The organism is Nicoliella spurrieriana (assembly GCF_023380205.1).
In the GTDB taxonomy this organism is placed as follows: Bacteria; Bacillota; Bacilli; order Lactobacillales; family Lactobacillaceae; genus Nicoliella; species Nicoliella spurrieriana.
The window spans coordinates 1,299,448-1,314,772 of the sequence record NZ_CP093361.1 but is presented as its reverse complement, the minus strand read 5'-3'; the positions used below and the strand labels follow the sequence as shown (position 1 = coordinate 1,314,772).

The following is a 15,325-nucleotide window of genomic DNA, read 5'->3' as shown; positions in this document are numbered from 1 at the left end:
TCGTCTAGGAGGAAATCGATTTGAGTGTGACAGAAATTGACAGTAATCAATTTAGAAAAATGATCAAGGCGGCCTCAGCGACGCTTAAAAATAATGCTGATTTTGTTAATTCTTTAAACGTGTTCCCGGTGCCAGATGGTGATACTGGGACTAATATGAATTTATCATTAGCAAGCGGTGCTAAGTACGTTGCCAATTCCGGTGCTGATTCAGTGGGGGATTTGGCTGAAGCGTTGGCTAAGGGTCTTTTAATGGGGGCTCGTGGTAACTCTGGCGTGATTTTGTCCCAAATTTTTCGGGGATTTGCTAAATCGGTCGCCGGTAAAAGGGTTTTAGATGCAAGGGACCTTAATGATGGATTAGTGGAGGCCACTAAAACTGCTTATAGTTCCGTGATGAAGCCAACTGAAGGGACCATCTTGACCGTGATTCGAGGGGCTGCTGAAAAGAGTCGACAAGTCTATTCAGAATTGGATGTCGCAGCGTTAATGGATGCAGTGAGTGTTGCTGCCGATGATGCATTAAAACAAACGACCGAATTATTACCAGTCTTAAAACAGGTAGGGGTCGTAGACTCAGGTGGCCAGGGGCTAGCATTTATTTTAAAGGCGTTTGCCGATTCTTTGAATGGGCGTGAGGTATCGATTGAAAAAAACGAGCCTGACAGTCAAGAAATGGACGAAATGATTGATGCTAAGCATCATAAGAGCGTTCAAAGTGAAATTAATCCAGAAGACATTAAGTACGGTTATTGTACTCAAATTATGGTCAGGATTGGTCATGGCAAGGAAGTGGAACGAAAGTTCGAATACCAGCCATTTTATGATTATCTAGCTAAGCTGGGTGATTCGTTGTTAGTTGTTAATGATGACGAAATCGTCAAGGTTCATGTGCATACCGAACATCCGGGAAAGGTTTTAGCATGGGGGCAACAAGTTGGTGACTTAGCCACCGTAAAGGTTGATAACATGCGCTTACAACAAGAAGACATTATCAATCAAGATACTGACGACCAGCCGGCCGAACAAGAAATTGAACGCCCTAACGATACAGCTGTAATTGCGGTTGCTAGTGGGGACGGGATTGGGACGTTATTTAATAGCCTGGGTGTAACTGATATCATCAGTGGTGGTCAGACCATGAATCCTAGTACCCAAGACATTGTTGATGCCATTAATAATTCGCACGCTAACCGGGCAGTGATTTTACCGAACAATAGCAATATCTTTTTAGCTGCTGAGCAGGCTGCTAAGGTGGCAGACATTCCGACCACAATTGTCCATACAAAGACGATTCCACAGGGCATGACGGCCATGCTTGAATATGATCCTAGCGCTAAATTAGCGGATATTAAATCTGCAATGGAGGCCAATTTGGATTACGTAAAGAGTGGTGAAGTGACCAGGGCCGTTCGGGATACTGAATTAGATCAAGTGCATATTAAGAAGAATCAATTCATGGGAATTGTGGATGGTAACATTACCGTTACTAGTTCGAACATGATTGATGCGACTACTCAGATGGTTGCTGCCATGTTGGATGAAGATAGCGAAGCCGTTACCATTATCTATGGTCAAGGTGCCAATGAGCGTGAATCACAGAAATTAAAGGATAACATCATGAAAATTGATGAAGACCTAGAAATTGAAATTCATGAAGGGAACCAACCAGTTTATCCATTTTTGGTATCCGTTGAATAATTAGTTTAATTAAAACGAATCGGATTCTAATCCGATTTTTTTATTCGGAGGTGATTTAAAATCGATAGTTTGAATAATTCTGTTAGCACCCTGGAGGGCATCGGTCCTAAAAAGGAACTCGTGTTGAATAGTTTAGGAATTAAAACGATTAACGATTTGTTAAATTACTTTCCGTTTCGTTATGATAATTTTAAGATTCAATCGTTAGCAACGCTGCCACCACAAGCTCAAGTGACGTTAAAAGGCGTGGTGGTGGATTCACCGAGCGTTTATCGGTATGGATATAAAAAATCAAAATTGACATTTCTACTGCAAGTTGAGCACGCGGCCGTTCGGGTGAATTTTTTTAACCAACCCTGGTTAGCTAAACAAATTACAGTCAATCAACCACTCGTGGTTTACGGTCGATTTGATCGTCAACAAATGGCAATGGCGGCGATGAAGATCATTAGCAATGCGACTAATCAAATGGCGCCCATCTATTCGGTCAATAAGCAGATCAAGCAGCAAACGCTTCGGAAGTTAATTCAAGCTACCTATGAAAAATATCAAGCTCAAATTGAGGATTTCATTCCAGAATCACTGCGGAAACGCTACCGTTTGGAATCACACCGGCAAGTGGTGCATGATATGCATTTTCCAGCTGATCTGCGGGCCTCTAAATTAGCGTTACGGACTGCTAAATTTGAGGAGTTTTTTATTTTTCAAATGCGCATGCAGTTATTACGAATGCGTGATCATCACTTTTCCGGCATCCGAATTAATTACGATATTGCTGCAATTAATCAATTTATTAACGCCTTACCATTTAAACTGACCGGTGCTCAAAATAAGGTTGTCACTGAGATTTTACACAATTTAGGGGACGGTTCTCAAATGAATCGGCTATTACAGGGTGATGTGGGGAGCGGAAAAACGATTGTTGCCGCAATCGCCATTTATGCCACCATAACGGCTGGATATCAGGCCGCTTTGATGGTTCCAACGGAAATTTTAGCCGAACAACACGCCAATGGGTTAGCTAAAATTTTTGCAAACTTACCAGTTAACATTGCTTTACTGACTGGTGATACTAAGCCGGCGGTTCGTCGTGAAATTTTACCACGAATTAAGGACGGTGAAATTAACCTGGTGATTGGGACCCATGCGCTAATTCAAGATGAAGTTAATTTCCATAATCTGGGGTTAGCAATCATTGATGAACAACACCGCTTTGGGGTCAACCAACGAGCTGCTTTGCGTAAAAAGGGCGACGATCCAAACGTTTTAACTATGACAGCCACCCCCATTCCACGGACAATGACGATTACTACTTATGGTGAAATGGATGTTTCAGTCATCAACGAATTACCAGCCGGACGGAAACCAATTGTGACTAGGTGGATCAATAGTAAGCAGGTTTCCACAACATTTCCATTTTTATTGCAGCATCTAAGTCACCACGAACAAATGTATGTGATTGCACCATTAATTGAGGAATCTGATAAGTCCGATATGCAAAGTACCGAAACGATGCTTGAGATGTTTCAACGTTCGTTTCCGGGATTTCAGGTTGGTTTACTTCATGGTAGAATGAAGGATGCTGAAAAAAATGCGGTGATGGAAGCGTTCAAGCGCCGTGAAATTCAAATTTTAGTTTCAACGACCGTAATTGAAGTGGGCGTGGACGTCCCCAATGCATCATTAATGATGATTTTTAATGCCGATCATTTTGGGCTGGCCCAATTACACCAGTTGCGCGGCCGGGTTGGCCGTGGTGATCAGCAGTCGTATTGTATATTGGTTGCTGATCCAAAGACTGAGGTCGGTAAAAAACGGATGAATGTGATGGTCGAGACCACGGATGGATTCATAGTTGCCCAAAAGGACCTCGAATTGAGGGGGTCCGGAGATGTGATGGGGAAACAACAATCCGGCCAAGTTCAATTTAAAATCGGTGATCCAGTGGCTGACCTGGTCATGTTATCCTACGCTCAAGAAGAGGCTAAGCGAATTGTTAACAGTCCGCATTGGAACGAGTTGACCGATAATTTACCATTAGTAAAGTACTTAAACGATGAATCATTAACCGATTCACTAGATTAGGAGAGAGATAGAAATGAAAATTGCAGTTGACGCAATGGGCGGCGATTATGCCCCCACTGAAGTAGTTAAAGGGGTTGAAATGGCACGGGATCGATATTCCGATATGCATTTTCAATTATACGGCCCTAAGGATCAAGTGGAACCACTAATCGCCAATAACGAGCGGATTACGGTCATTCATACTGAGCAAGTAATTGAAATGGGTGAAGAACCAGTTAGGGCAGTGAAGAAGAAGAAGGATTCTAGCATGGTCAAAGCTGCTGAAGCTGTTAAGAATGGTGATGCAGATGCGTTTTTATCCGGTGGTAATACTGGTGCGCTCCTTACGGCTGGCTTATTCATCGTTGGGCGCATTAAGGGGATTGAGCGGCCAGCGTTAACGACCACGTTACCTATGGTCGAGGGTCCAAATAGTAAGTTTGTAATGTTAGATGTTGGAGCAAATGCTGATTCAAGACCCTTTCATCTTTATCAATATGCGTTCATGGGGAATTACTACGCTAAAGCCGTCTTGGGAATTAAGAATCCCCGGGTAGGTTTATTGAACAATGGGACTGAAGCTGACAAGGGTGATAAGTTGCATCGTGCAGTCCATGATTTATTGGCTGCTAACCATGATTTAAATTTCATTGGGAACGTTGAGTCCCGTGAACTATTGAACGGAGCTGCTGACGTGGTGGTTACCGATGGTTTTACCGGGAATGCTGCTTTAAAGAGTACCGAAGGAACTGCACTGACGATGCTAAATTTAATTAAAAGTAGTATAATGAATGGTGGCTTAACTGATAAATTGGGCGCTTATTTATTAAAGAATACCTTTAAGGAAATTAATACTAAGTTAGACTATTCTAAGTATGGTGGGGCGGTCTTGATTGGAGTGAAAGCCCCGGTCGTTAAAATGCACGGAAGTAGCAAGGCGACTACGGTCCGGAATACATTGGGCCAGATTCATACAATGGTCGAGTCGAATACGGTTGGCCAAATTGTTGATTACTTTAACGCCCATGCAGACGCAATGAAGGCGATTAAACAAGAAGCAAAGAATAACTAAAATGGTGGGATATAATAATGACAAAGGACCAGGTTTTTGATCGAGTTGCTGATATGATTGCTGATCAATTTGAAATTGACCGGAGCAAAATTACTGGCAGTTTAAATTTTAAGCGTGATTTAGATGCTGATTCAATTGACTTTGTTGAATTCGTTTTGAACTTAGAAAGTGAATTTGGCGCTAATATCGATGATGATGATGCAGAAAAATTAAATACGGTTGACGAAGCCGTTGATTATATTGTTAGTCATTCTTAAATTAAATATGATTAGTAGAGCGATTACATTTTGTAATCGCTTTTTATTGAATCAATAAATAGGAGTTGAATGAAATGGATGCAGCATTTGATAAAGAATTAGCTGATAACTATGGAATTAAGTTTCATGATGAATCATTATTAGATGAGGCCTTTACCCAGGCTTCGTTCGTTAACGAACATCCGGGTCATCATCTACGATTTTACGAACGAATTGAGTTTCTTGGGGATGCCGTTTATGAATTGGTGGTTTCAGAATACATTTTTAAACGGTATCCCGAATTACCTCAAGGCCAACTTACTAGATTGAGAGCGGCAATGGTCAATGAACAAAGTTTTAGTAGCTTTGCTCGGGAATGTCACTTTGACCGCTACATTCGCTTGGGGCACGGTGAAGAAAAAGCAAACGCTAGAAACCGGGACTCGTTACTTTGTGATATTTTTGAATCGTTCATCGGGGCGGTGTATTTAGATCAGGGAATGCAACCGGTGATCCGGTTTTGTGAAAAGGTCATTTTTCCTAAATTGGATGCGGGGTGGTTCGACGAATTTTTTGACCATAAGACCGAACTTCAGGAAAAGGCCCAGGTAAACGGCCCGGTCGCAATTGAATACCATCTTTTAGATGAAAACGGCCCTGAAAATCACCGCCGCTTTAAAATTTCCGTTACCATTGATGGAAAGGAATATGGCGTAGGGACTGGGCACTCAAAGAAAAATGCTGAACAGGGTGCCGCAAAGCAGGCTTTAAAGTACTTTAAATAGATTTGGACAGGATGGAGAATTAACTTGAAACTAAAATCAATGCAGCTAGTTGGTTTTAAATCGTTTGCTGAAAAAACAACGATTGATTTTCAAAACGGTTTAACAGCCATCGTGGGCCCGAACGGAAGTGGCAAAAGTAATGTAATCGAAGCGATTCGGTGGGTCCTAGGGGAACAATCTGCTAAGCATCTCCGGAGTACTAAGATGGCGGATGTTATTTTTTCGGGTTCAAAGAGCCATCGAGCATTGAACCGAGCTGAAGTGACCCTGACCTTTGATAATTCTGATCACTATTTAAACACCGATTATACCGAGGTCGCAGTGACCAGAAAGCTATTTCGTAATGGCGATAGTTATTATTATTTGAACCATAAAGAGTGTCGATTAAAGGATATTAATAACCTGTTAATGGATACCGGAATTGGCTTAGGCTCATTTTCGATTATCTCACAGGGAAACGTTGAGGCCATTTTTAACAGTAAACCGGAGGAACGGCGCAATATAATTGAAACCACCGCTGGGATTTTTAAGTACCGTCAACGAAAACAGGTCGCTGATCAACGATTGGTGGAAACTAATGATAATTTAAGCCGGGTCAACGACATCATTTTTGAGTTGGAATCCCAAGTCACAACGTTAGCTAAGCAGAGTCAGGCCGCTACTAAGTACCAAACGTTAAGCCAAACGTTAGCACAGAAACATCAAAAGCATCTGGCCTGCGATGCAAACCGGTTGTTAAAGGAGTATTCCACTGATGAAGCCCAGTTACAGGCTAGCCAGAGGCAAGCAAGCGAACTGACCAGCCAAATTGAGGGCCTTCGTGAACAAAAGCGTACCACCCAACAACAAATTGACGGATTGACCAGCCAACAAGATCAATTTCAAGCAAAATTATTAAAGAATAGTAACCAGATTGAAAAAGATCGCGCCCAAATTCAACTTGATACCCAACAATCCACGTTTAAAACGGAACAATTAAGCGCTGCTAAGGAAAACTTAGCTAATTTGATGCAAGCATATTCTAAGCTAGAAGATCAAATCATGACCGTTGAAGCAAAACAAAATGAGCAACAAGCGACGATCAATGATCTCCAGTCTGCATCGCAAGCACCAGAGGTAGCCGAACTAACGGCTACGGATGCAGAATATGCCAAGCAATTGGATGAGTTGCGGGCACAGTATTTAGATTTATTGCAACGAGCTAGTGCTGCTAAGAACCGCTTAACGTATGCCGATAAGGATAATGCACAATTTGACCGTCAAAAGCAAATGATTGATCAACGCATTTCGGTCGCCGATGCTGCCATTCAAGATTTACAACACCAAAAGCAGGCACTAGCTGCGCAGTTAGCTGCCAAACAAACTGAATTAACTGCACAAACGAACCGGTTCGCCGATGTCGACCACCAATTGCAAACGCTACAAGCAACTGTAAATCAATCCCAAACCCAGTGGTATGCTGAAATGAAGAGTGCTCAACAATTGCGTGCTAAGTTGAACGGACTGGTTGAATATCAAAATCAACACGGGGGCTATTTCCAGGGGAGTCGGAACCTATTGAACCACCGGACCGAACTGAATGGGATTATTGGTGCGGTCGCTGAGTTCATCAATGTGGACGAACCTTATATTAAAGCGATTGAAACTGCGCTTGGCAATCGGATTCAACAAATCATGGTCAGTGATAATCAAAGCGCTCGAGCAGCAGTTCAGTTCATGACTAGCCGCCGTTTGGGGCGCGTTACGTTGCTACCGATCAACAGTTTGAATCAGCATGTGATTCCTTCAGCGACCATAAACCAAATTCAATCAATTGATGGATACGTGGCTGTCGCCAGTCAATTAGTGCAATTGCCTAGCCAGTATCAATCAGTGCGTAAGGCGTTGTTGGGCAACGTGTTAATTGCAAATAACCTGCGGGCAGCTACACAAATCAGCGCTGCAATTGGGCGCCGTTATCGAGTCGTGACCCTAGACGGGCAGGTGGTGAATGCGGGTGGTTCAATCACCGGTGGAGCGACGCAAAAGCAGTTCAACGGGATGCTGACCCAAAAGGAACAGGCCAATGAATTGAAACGTTCCGTCGCTAAAGCGAACCAAAAAGTGCTAACGTTGGAACAGCAGGTCAAGGCTGCCCAAGCTGAGTTAAAGCAACTGCAAGCTGATGATCAAAAGTATGGGCAGACTAAATTAGAGCTTCAACAATCAGTTCAAACGCTAGCTGGTAAATTGAAGCAAGTTCAATCATCAATTGATGGCCATCAGCGTGACGTTGCCGCCCAACGCATCAACTTGCGGACTTTGACTGATAATTTGAAACTTAACCAAGATGACGATCTTAAAGCTCAATTAGCATCACTCAATGCCCAAATTGAACGGAATCAAGCTCAAGTTAAGGTGGTTAATCAACAAATTACTGATTTAAACGCTCGCAAGCAACGGGTTCAATCAAGCCAACAAAGCAATCGTGAGCAATTATTGTTAGCGCAGTCTGAACTTGAACACATCGATCAACGAATGCAGGAATTAAAGCAACGCTTAGCTGATAATCAGGCCCAACAAATCAAGTTGAATCAACTCATTAAGACGCTAACCGATCAAATTAACGGCCAATTGACCAATGCTGATTTAAATACTAAAATTAGCGTATTGAAACGCTCAGTGGCTGATTTAAATCAACAAATTGCGGCGGGCCAAACAGAATTAAAACGGCTGAAGCAGCTAATTCAACCAATTGATGCGCAAATTGATCAGGCCCAGGATGCTTTATTGAGCGCTCAGACCAGTTCTGAAAAGCTACAGCGGGCAATGCAATCGGCGACCGACCAACTCCAAGCCATTAAGACCACAGCGATTCAAAAATACGGACTACGGTTTAAACAACTAGTCCAGTTGCCAGTGACTGAGGATGTAAAAACACTTAGTCAGCAAATGACAACGTTAAAGAGCCAAATTAATGCCTTAGGGCCGGTCAATGTTAATTCGATTACTGAATTTCAAGCGGTCAATGAACGCTACCAATTTTTAAAGCAACAAGCTGATGACTTAATTCAGTCCAAACAGCAATTAGAATCAACAATGAGTAAAATGGATGCGACCGTTAAAAAACGGTTCAAGGATACCTTTGACCAATTACAACAAGCATTTGCGACTACGTTTAAGGAAATCTTTGGGGGTGGGGATGCGAAGTTAAAATTAACGGACCCCGTCCACTTATTAACGACTGGAATTGAGATAATGGCACAGCCCCCTGGAAAGCGGTTTCGGAGTATGACGTTACTTTCTGGTGGGGAGCGGTCGTTAACGGCGATTGCGTTATTATTTGCCATCTTAAGGTTGCGGCCGGTGCCATTCACCATTTTAGATGAGGCGGAATCAGCTTTGGACCCCGCGAACGTTGATCGATTTGCGCGTTATATTCAAAAACTTAAGAATCAGACCCAATTCATTGTAATTACGCACCGGAAGGAAACGATGGTTTATGCCGATAATCTCTATGGAGTAACGATGCAAGATTCTGGCATTTCCAAGGTGTTAACTGTTGATTTAAAGAGGGCCCAAACAACGAAAGGATGACATAAATGGGATTATTTGACATTTTCAAACGACGGAACAAAAAGAAGCAATCGCAATCACCAGCACCAGCATCCACTGGAGCTGACCATACTGGTAGTGCAAGTGAATCGGGTAATGACACTCTACCCAATAGTGAAAGTAACGTTATTGACCAAGCCCATGCAAAAGTGAGTGTGGAACAATCTGAAGCGACCTCAGCTAGTGAAACAGGGGTTGAATCTGCGGAAGCAACTAGTGCTGTAAGTGAATCAGATGCTGAATCATCAACGACGACTGACGCGGTGGAGTCTGAAGCAAGTGAGGAATCAAAGCAGTCCGCTTCGATTGAACGATCGAATGTTGATTCTGCAAGGAATGACGTTTCTGCTTCATCAGAGACCAGCCAAGAGACTCAATCTAATGAGACCACTCCGGGTGCAGAGGAGTCATTAGAACATGATGAACAAGCCCCAGTTGAGGCGGAATTGACATCCACTTCAAGTGAGCAACCAACGGCCACTAGTGAAGCATCGGACGTTAGTGATTCAAAAGCAGCTGCCGATACTGATGATTCAAATGAAGTGGAATCAGATGCAGTAGAATCAGCAGAACCAACTGCAGATCAAGAAACCAATAAATACGAACACGGCTTAGCTAAGTCGCGGTCTTCGTTTGGTCAACGATTAAATAAATTATTTGCTAACTTTAGGTCGGTAGACGAAGAATTCTTTGAAGACCTCGAAGATACGTTGATTGAATCTGACGTTGGCTTTGATATGGCGGTAAACCTCACCGATGAGTTACGGGATGAGGTAAAGCTAAGAAACGTTAAATCTAGGAACGAAGTTCAAAATGTGGTCGTGCAAAAGTTAATTGAGCTATATGATCAAAACGGAAATGGTGAAAAGAATACCATTAACTTTGCGAAGGAAGGGCCGACCGTAATCCTCTTTGTGGGGGTCAATGGGGTTGGGAAAACGACTACGATTGGGAAAATGGCAAAGTTGTATCGTGACCAGGGGAAAAAGGTCCTATTAGCTGCTGCTGATACGTTTAGAGCCGGTGCCATTCAGCAATTGGATGTGTGGGCACAACGGGATCAGGTTGATATTGTCAAAAGGCCCGAGAAAAGTGATCCCGCTTCGGTTGTTTACGAGGCGGTTCAAAAGGCTAAAAAGGAACAATACGATGTGTTGTTCGTCGATACTGCTGGACGGTTGCAAAATAAGGTCAATTTAATGAATGAATTGGCTAAAATGAAGAAGATTTTAACCCGTGAAATTCCAATGGCACCCCACGAAGTGATGTTGGTATTAGATGCGACGACCGGTCAAAATGCATTGAGTCAAGCAAAGTTATTCAAGAAGGTGACCGACGTGACTGGAATTACGCTAACTAAACTTGACGGCACCGCCAAGGGTGGGATCGTACTAGCCATTAGAAGCGAACTCCACATTCCGGTCAAATACGTTGGACTGGGTGAAAAGGTGGGCGATTTACAACCATTTGATGCCAGTGACTTTGTTTATGGATTGTTCAAGGGACTGTTAAAATAATTGACGAAGTTCCTTTTAATTATGTATTCTATAATGGAGTGCAATTATCCAAATGGAGGAATGGATTTGGAATTAGCCAAGAATTACCGGATTAATTCCCTGTTGTCATTTTATCGGCCCCTGTTGACGAAGAAACAAAATAGCTACATGCAACGCTATTACGTCGATGATTATTCCCTAGGAGAAATTTCCGAGGAGTTTTCCATCAGTCGCCAGGCGGTTTATGATAATATTAGACGAACCGAATTAATTTTAGAAAAGTATGAATCACAGCTCCACCTTTACTATGATTTTGTTTCGCGGAATCAAAAGACGGATCGAATTAAGGAATACATCCATCAACACTATGCGAATGATCAACAGCTAGTGGAGTTAGTGGATGATCTCGAAAAAATAGAAGAAGAATGAAAGTGGTGAAATAATGGCATTTGAAGGTTTGACCGAACGACTCCAAAAAGCCATGCGAAATCTCCGTGGGAAGGGGAAGGTCAGTGAGTCCGACCTTCGCGCAACGATGCGTGAAATTCGCTTGGCACTACTAGAAGCCGACGTTAACTTCGGTGTGGTTAGAAAGTTCGTTAAAAAGGTCCAAGAACGTGCCAAGGGTGCGGATGTCTTAGAGGGATTAAATCCCGCCCAACAAATCGTCAAAATTGTCGATGAAGAATTAACTAAGATGATGGGTGAAACTGCGGTTCCGCTCAATAAATCAGATAAGATTCCGACCGTCATTATGATGGCGGGGCTACAAGGGGCCGGGAAAACGACGACTGCTGGGAAATTAGCATTAAAGTTAAAGGACGAACAAAAGGCTCGTCCGTTGCTAATTGCAGCCGATATTTATCGGCCAGCTGCCATTGACCAACTGCAACAGGTCGGGGCCCAAGTTGAAGTGCCAGTCTTTTCAATGGGGACCGATGTGGATCCCCGTGAAATCGTTGAAAAGGGAATGGCTCAAGCTAAGGAAGACCATAATGATTATGTGATCATTGATACGGCTGGACGGCTGCAAATTGATGAAAAATTGATGGATGAACTAAAGGACATCCAGGAAATGGTTCATCCAGATGAAATTCTATTGGTCGTTGATGCAATGACCGGACAAAATGCGGTTGAAACTGCTGAGGGGTTCAATGACGCATTAGACATTACCGGAGTGGTCCTAACTAAGTTAGATGGTGATACCCGTGGTGGAGCCGCTCTTTCGATTCGGGCGGTGACCGATAAACCAATTAAATTCGTTGGACAGGGTGAAAAATTAACTGATTTAGACGTCTTCCATCCTGATCGAATGGCTTCACGAATTTTAGGGATGGGGGATATTCTATCCTTAATTGAAAAGACCCAAAAGGATTATGATCAAAAACAGGCTGAAGAAATGGCCGAAAAGATGCGTGAGAACACCTTTGATTTTAATGACTTTTTGGATCAAATGAAACAAATTCAAAAGATGGGTCCACTCGAAGACATCATGAAAATGATTCCAGGGATGGCGAATAACCCCGCATTAAAGAACGTTAATATGGACCCTAAGGATATTGCCCACATTGAAGCGGTTATTTATTCGATGACCGCTCAGGAACGGGAAAATCCGGATATTTTAAATCCATCGAGACGCAGACGGATCGCACGGGGTTCTGCAAGACCTATTCAAGAAGTCAATCGGATGATCAAGCAGTTCAATTCGATGAAGAAAATGATGAATAAGATGTCAAACGGGAACATGGCCGGGATGGAAAACATGATGAATAGCATCGGTGTCAATGGTTCCGCAATGGGTGGTGGCATCGGTGGTAAGTTGTCTAACATGGCAATGAAGCGCATGGCCCGCAAGATGAAAAAGAATAAGAAACGCCGCAATAAAAAGCGGAAGAAGTAGTTTAATGGTCATTGCCGCTTTTGTGCAATGGCTATTTTATTTTAGGGAGGGATTGAAATGGCATTAAGTTATCAACAATTACTAACGGCAGTAAACGTGGTCATTAGCGGTGGAAACGTTCCTAATATTGTTGGGGATGCTGGAATTGGGAAGTCAGCATTGGTGGCTGATTTAGCACGTCAAAATAATGCCAAATTGTTTACGACCGTCGTTAGTTTATCCGAAAAGGGGGATTTAGCAATTCCAGTGCCCCCGCTCACTGCTGATTCATTCGTCCAAACTAAGCAGTATGGTAAGTTAGCCGACGTTCAATTTGGTTATTCCCACCAGTTGATTGAAATCATTCAATTTGCAGAGCGGCACCCCGAAGTCCCAATCTATTGGTTCTTGGATGAATTTAACCGGGGGAGTCAGGGCGTACAAAGTGAGTTAATGAACTTAGTCTTGCAGCGGTCGATCAACAGTTTAAAACTTCCCGAACAGGTCCACATTATTATTGCTGAAAATCCCGATGCGACCATGAGTGACTTTGCCGATCGTGATTATCACGTGGTAAGTGGCGACGATGCGATCAAGGACCGAACGGTTAGGTTAGTAATGAGAACTGACATCAATGACTGGCTCAATTGGGCCACTACTACACATTCGATTCACCCCCGCATTATTGATTATCTAACTGAGCATCCTGAGATGTTGAGCACTAAGGTCAGTGGTGATGATTTATTTCCGACGCCCCGGGCATGGGAACGATTATCCAATAACTATCAACAGTTATTAAAGTTATCCAGTAGTGAACGCCAGGCAATTCAACTGGATGTTTTTGCTGGTGATATCGGGACCCAAACAGCGGTCGCCCTTCAAACGTTTTTGAATCAAGCGGACCAACAGGTGGTCTCAAGGGATGTCTTTACCAGCGAATGGTCCGATGCAAGGACACAGTTTATGGCGCTTGACCAAGTGGGCCGGGTGGCCGTGATTAAAGCGGCTTTAGAGCGCAATCAGGGGCTAGAGCCCCCCTTTGTTGAACGCTTGGATCAGTTATTGCAACTAATCAATCCAGATGGTCAATATGCATGTGGATTAGCGTTAGTAACTGATTCCAATAAACTGGCAGCACTTTATAAAAACGCGCAAAATGGGACAGCCGGCTTTAAAGCGTTATATCAACGCTTGGAACAAATTGGGTTTGATACGCTTTAGGGGGTGGTCAAATGGACGTCGCATCACAATTGGCCCGTCTGCAGGAACCGACTGGAAACAAGCAGCAATTGATTGATTCCATCGTGGGTGGGCAGATTATCAAAATCGAGCAAACTAGCCGTTTTTACGGAGAAGTGTTATTACAATTACCAAGACACTTTGCAACGTTATTTAACGGTGCGCTTGGAATTGGTTGGCTTGACCATCAAATCGAATTATTGATCAATCCCGACCGCTTCATTAATGCGGATTTGACCGTTGACCAATTGGATAGCATTTTAAGGCAGGTGGCCCTGCATCTTTCGTTCGGCCATCCATTGATGTACCCACGGGCAGATACACTCAATCAATTAGCGTGTGATATTGTAGTTGATCAATATTTAGGACGGCAAAGTGCTAATACGTTGGATCAATTAAACTTTCAGTTAGGTAGCGATTTAGCAGCTGACATGGGCTCGCATTACTATTTAACACAACTCCGTAAATTGAAACCACGTGGTAATCGTTCGGCCGCAACAGTTGCACGACAAATGATTCAAGCCCAGACTAATCAGCATGATTCCCATGCGGGATGGCAGCAATTCGGCGACCAAGAGCGCCCGTTACAACAAGGCAAATTAAGGCAGTTAATCAACCTTGCTTGGCAGCAAACGCCGGATAAGCAACGCGGGACGCTGCCTGGCAACGTGGTTGCCAATTTAACGGCCGCTGCAATGGCGCCTAAAATTAATAACTGGCGCCAGTTATTGAAAGTGGGGTTAGGAACCACGCCATTTGGGCGGCTTGAATCACGAGCTCGCTTTAACCGTCGCCAGGCGTACCGGATGGAATTATCCGGGAAGGTTAGTGATACCGTTAGACGTATCAATTTATTTATTGATAATTCGGGTTCAATGGGCGATTCAGAAATTACGGACCTGTTGAATGAAATTGGCCACTTTTTAAGCCAGGAGAGCATCGAAGTAACGATTTATAGTTTTGATTCGCAGGTCCACTTTAACGCTCGCTATCTGACTAGTAACGCACAACAGCTTCATTACCAACGGATTGGTGGTGGGGGGACTAGTTTTCAAGCAATCTTTCACTTTTTGAATCAACATCGTTCAAAGTTGATTGATACTTTAACCATCATCATGACTGATGGCAAGGGCGAAAAACAATTAAATGACTACGGATTTAAAAACGTAGTCTGGATTTTAACGACGTCTAAACGTGATTTTTCGCTGATCGAGCACTACCCAGGAACGGCGGTATCCATTGACCGTCAAATTAATTAAG

At 43.2% G+C, this 15,325-nt stretch carries 11 protein-coding genes; all 11 read left to right on the top strand.

What is annotated here, in order from left to right; all coding sequences use genetic code 11:
* Positions 1–20 precede the first annotated feature (20 nt).
* The 11 genes from MOO44_RS07075 (at position 21) to MOO44_RS07025 (ending at position 15,324) form a co-directional block, all read left to right on the top strand.
* Complete coding sequence (locus tag MOO44_RS07075; protein WP_260116438.1) at positions 21–1,700, top strand: DAK2 domain-containing protein; 1,680 nt, start codon at positions 21–23, stop codon at positions 1,698–1,700.
* Between the two features lie 60 nt (positions 1,701–1,760).
* Positions 1,761–3,785 (top strand): ATP-dependent DNA helicase RecG, encoded by a 2,025-nt coding sequence (gene recG, locus MOO44_RS07070; protein ID WP_260117325.1) that lies wholly within the window; start codon positions 1,761–1,763, stop codon positions 3,783–3,785.
* Between the two features lie 13 nt (positions 3,786–3,798).
* Positions 3,799–4,836 carry a phosphate acyltransferase PlsX gene (gene plsX, locus MOO44_RS07065; RefSeq protein WP_260116437.1) on the top strand — a complete coding sequence of 346 codons (1,038 nt, stop codon included), beginning with the start codon at positions 3,799–3,801 and terminating at the stop codon, positions 4,834–4,836.
* A 17-nt stretch (positions 4,837–4,853) separates the two neighbouring features.
* Positions 4,854–5,093, top strand: a complete 240-nt coding sequence (acpP, locus tag MOO44_RS07060) for an acyl carrier protein (protein WP_260116436.1) — start codon at positions 4,854–4,856, stop codon at positions 5,091–5,093.
* A 74-nt stretch (positions 5,094–5,167) separates the two neighbouring features.
* Complete coding sequence (gene rnc, locus MOO44_RS07055) at positions 5,168–5,857, top strand: ribonuclease III (protein WP_260116435.1); 690 nt, start codon at positions 5,168–5,170, stop codon at positions 5,855–5,857.
* A 39-nt stretch (positions 5,858–5,896) separates the two neighbouring features.
* Positions 5,897–9,433 carry a chromosome segregation protein SMC gene (smc, locus tag MOO44_RS07050; protein ID WP_480241889.1) on the top strand — a complete coding sequence of 1,179 codons (3,537 nt, stop codon included), beginning with the start codon at positions 5,897–5,899 and terminating at the stop codon, positions 9,431–9,433.
* A gap of 5 nt (positions 9,434–9,438) precedes the next feature.
* Positions 9,439–10,968 carry a signal recognition particle-docking protein FtsY gene (ftsY, locus tag MOO44_RS07045; RefSeq protein WP_260116433.1) on the top strand — a complete coding sequence of 510 codons (1,530 nt, stop codon included), beginning with the start codon at positions 9,439–9,441 and terminating at the stop codon, positions 10,966–10,968.
* 66 nt (positions 10,969–11,034) lie between these two features.
* Entirely contained in the window at positions 11,035–11,376 is a 342-nt protein-coding gene (locus tag MOO44_RS07040) for a putative DNA-binding protein (protein WP_260117324.1), read from the top strand.
* A 13-nt stretch (positions 11,377–11,389) separates the two neighbouring features.
* On the top strand, positions 11,390–12,847 hold the full coding sequence (gene ffh / locus MOO44_RS07035; RefSeq protein WP_260116432.1) for a signal recognition particle protein: 1,458 nt from the start codon (positions 11,390–11,392) through the stop codon (positions 12,845–12,847).
* Positions 12,848–12,904: 57 nt separating this feature from the next.
* The gene (locus tag MOO44_RS07030) at positions 12,905–14,047 is read left to right on the top strand and encodes a P-loop NTPase family protein (RefSeq protein ID WP_260116431.1); all 1,143 of its coding nucleotides are present in this window, start codon (positions 12,905–12,907) and stop codon (positions 14,045–14,047) included.
* Positions 14,048–14,058: 11 nt separating this feature from the next.
* Positions 14,059–15,324 carry a vWA domain-containing protein gene (locus MOO44_RS07025; RefSeq protein ID WP_260116430.1) on the top strand — a complete coding sequence of 422 codons (1,266 nt, stop codon included), beginning with the start codon at positions 14,059–14,061 and terminating at the stop codon, positions 15,322–15,324.
* Position 15,325 lies beyond the last annotated feature (1 nt).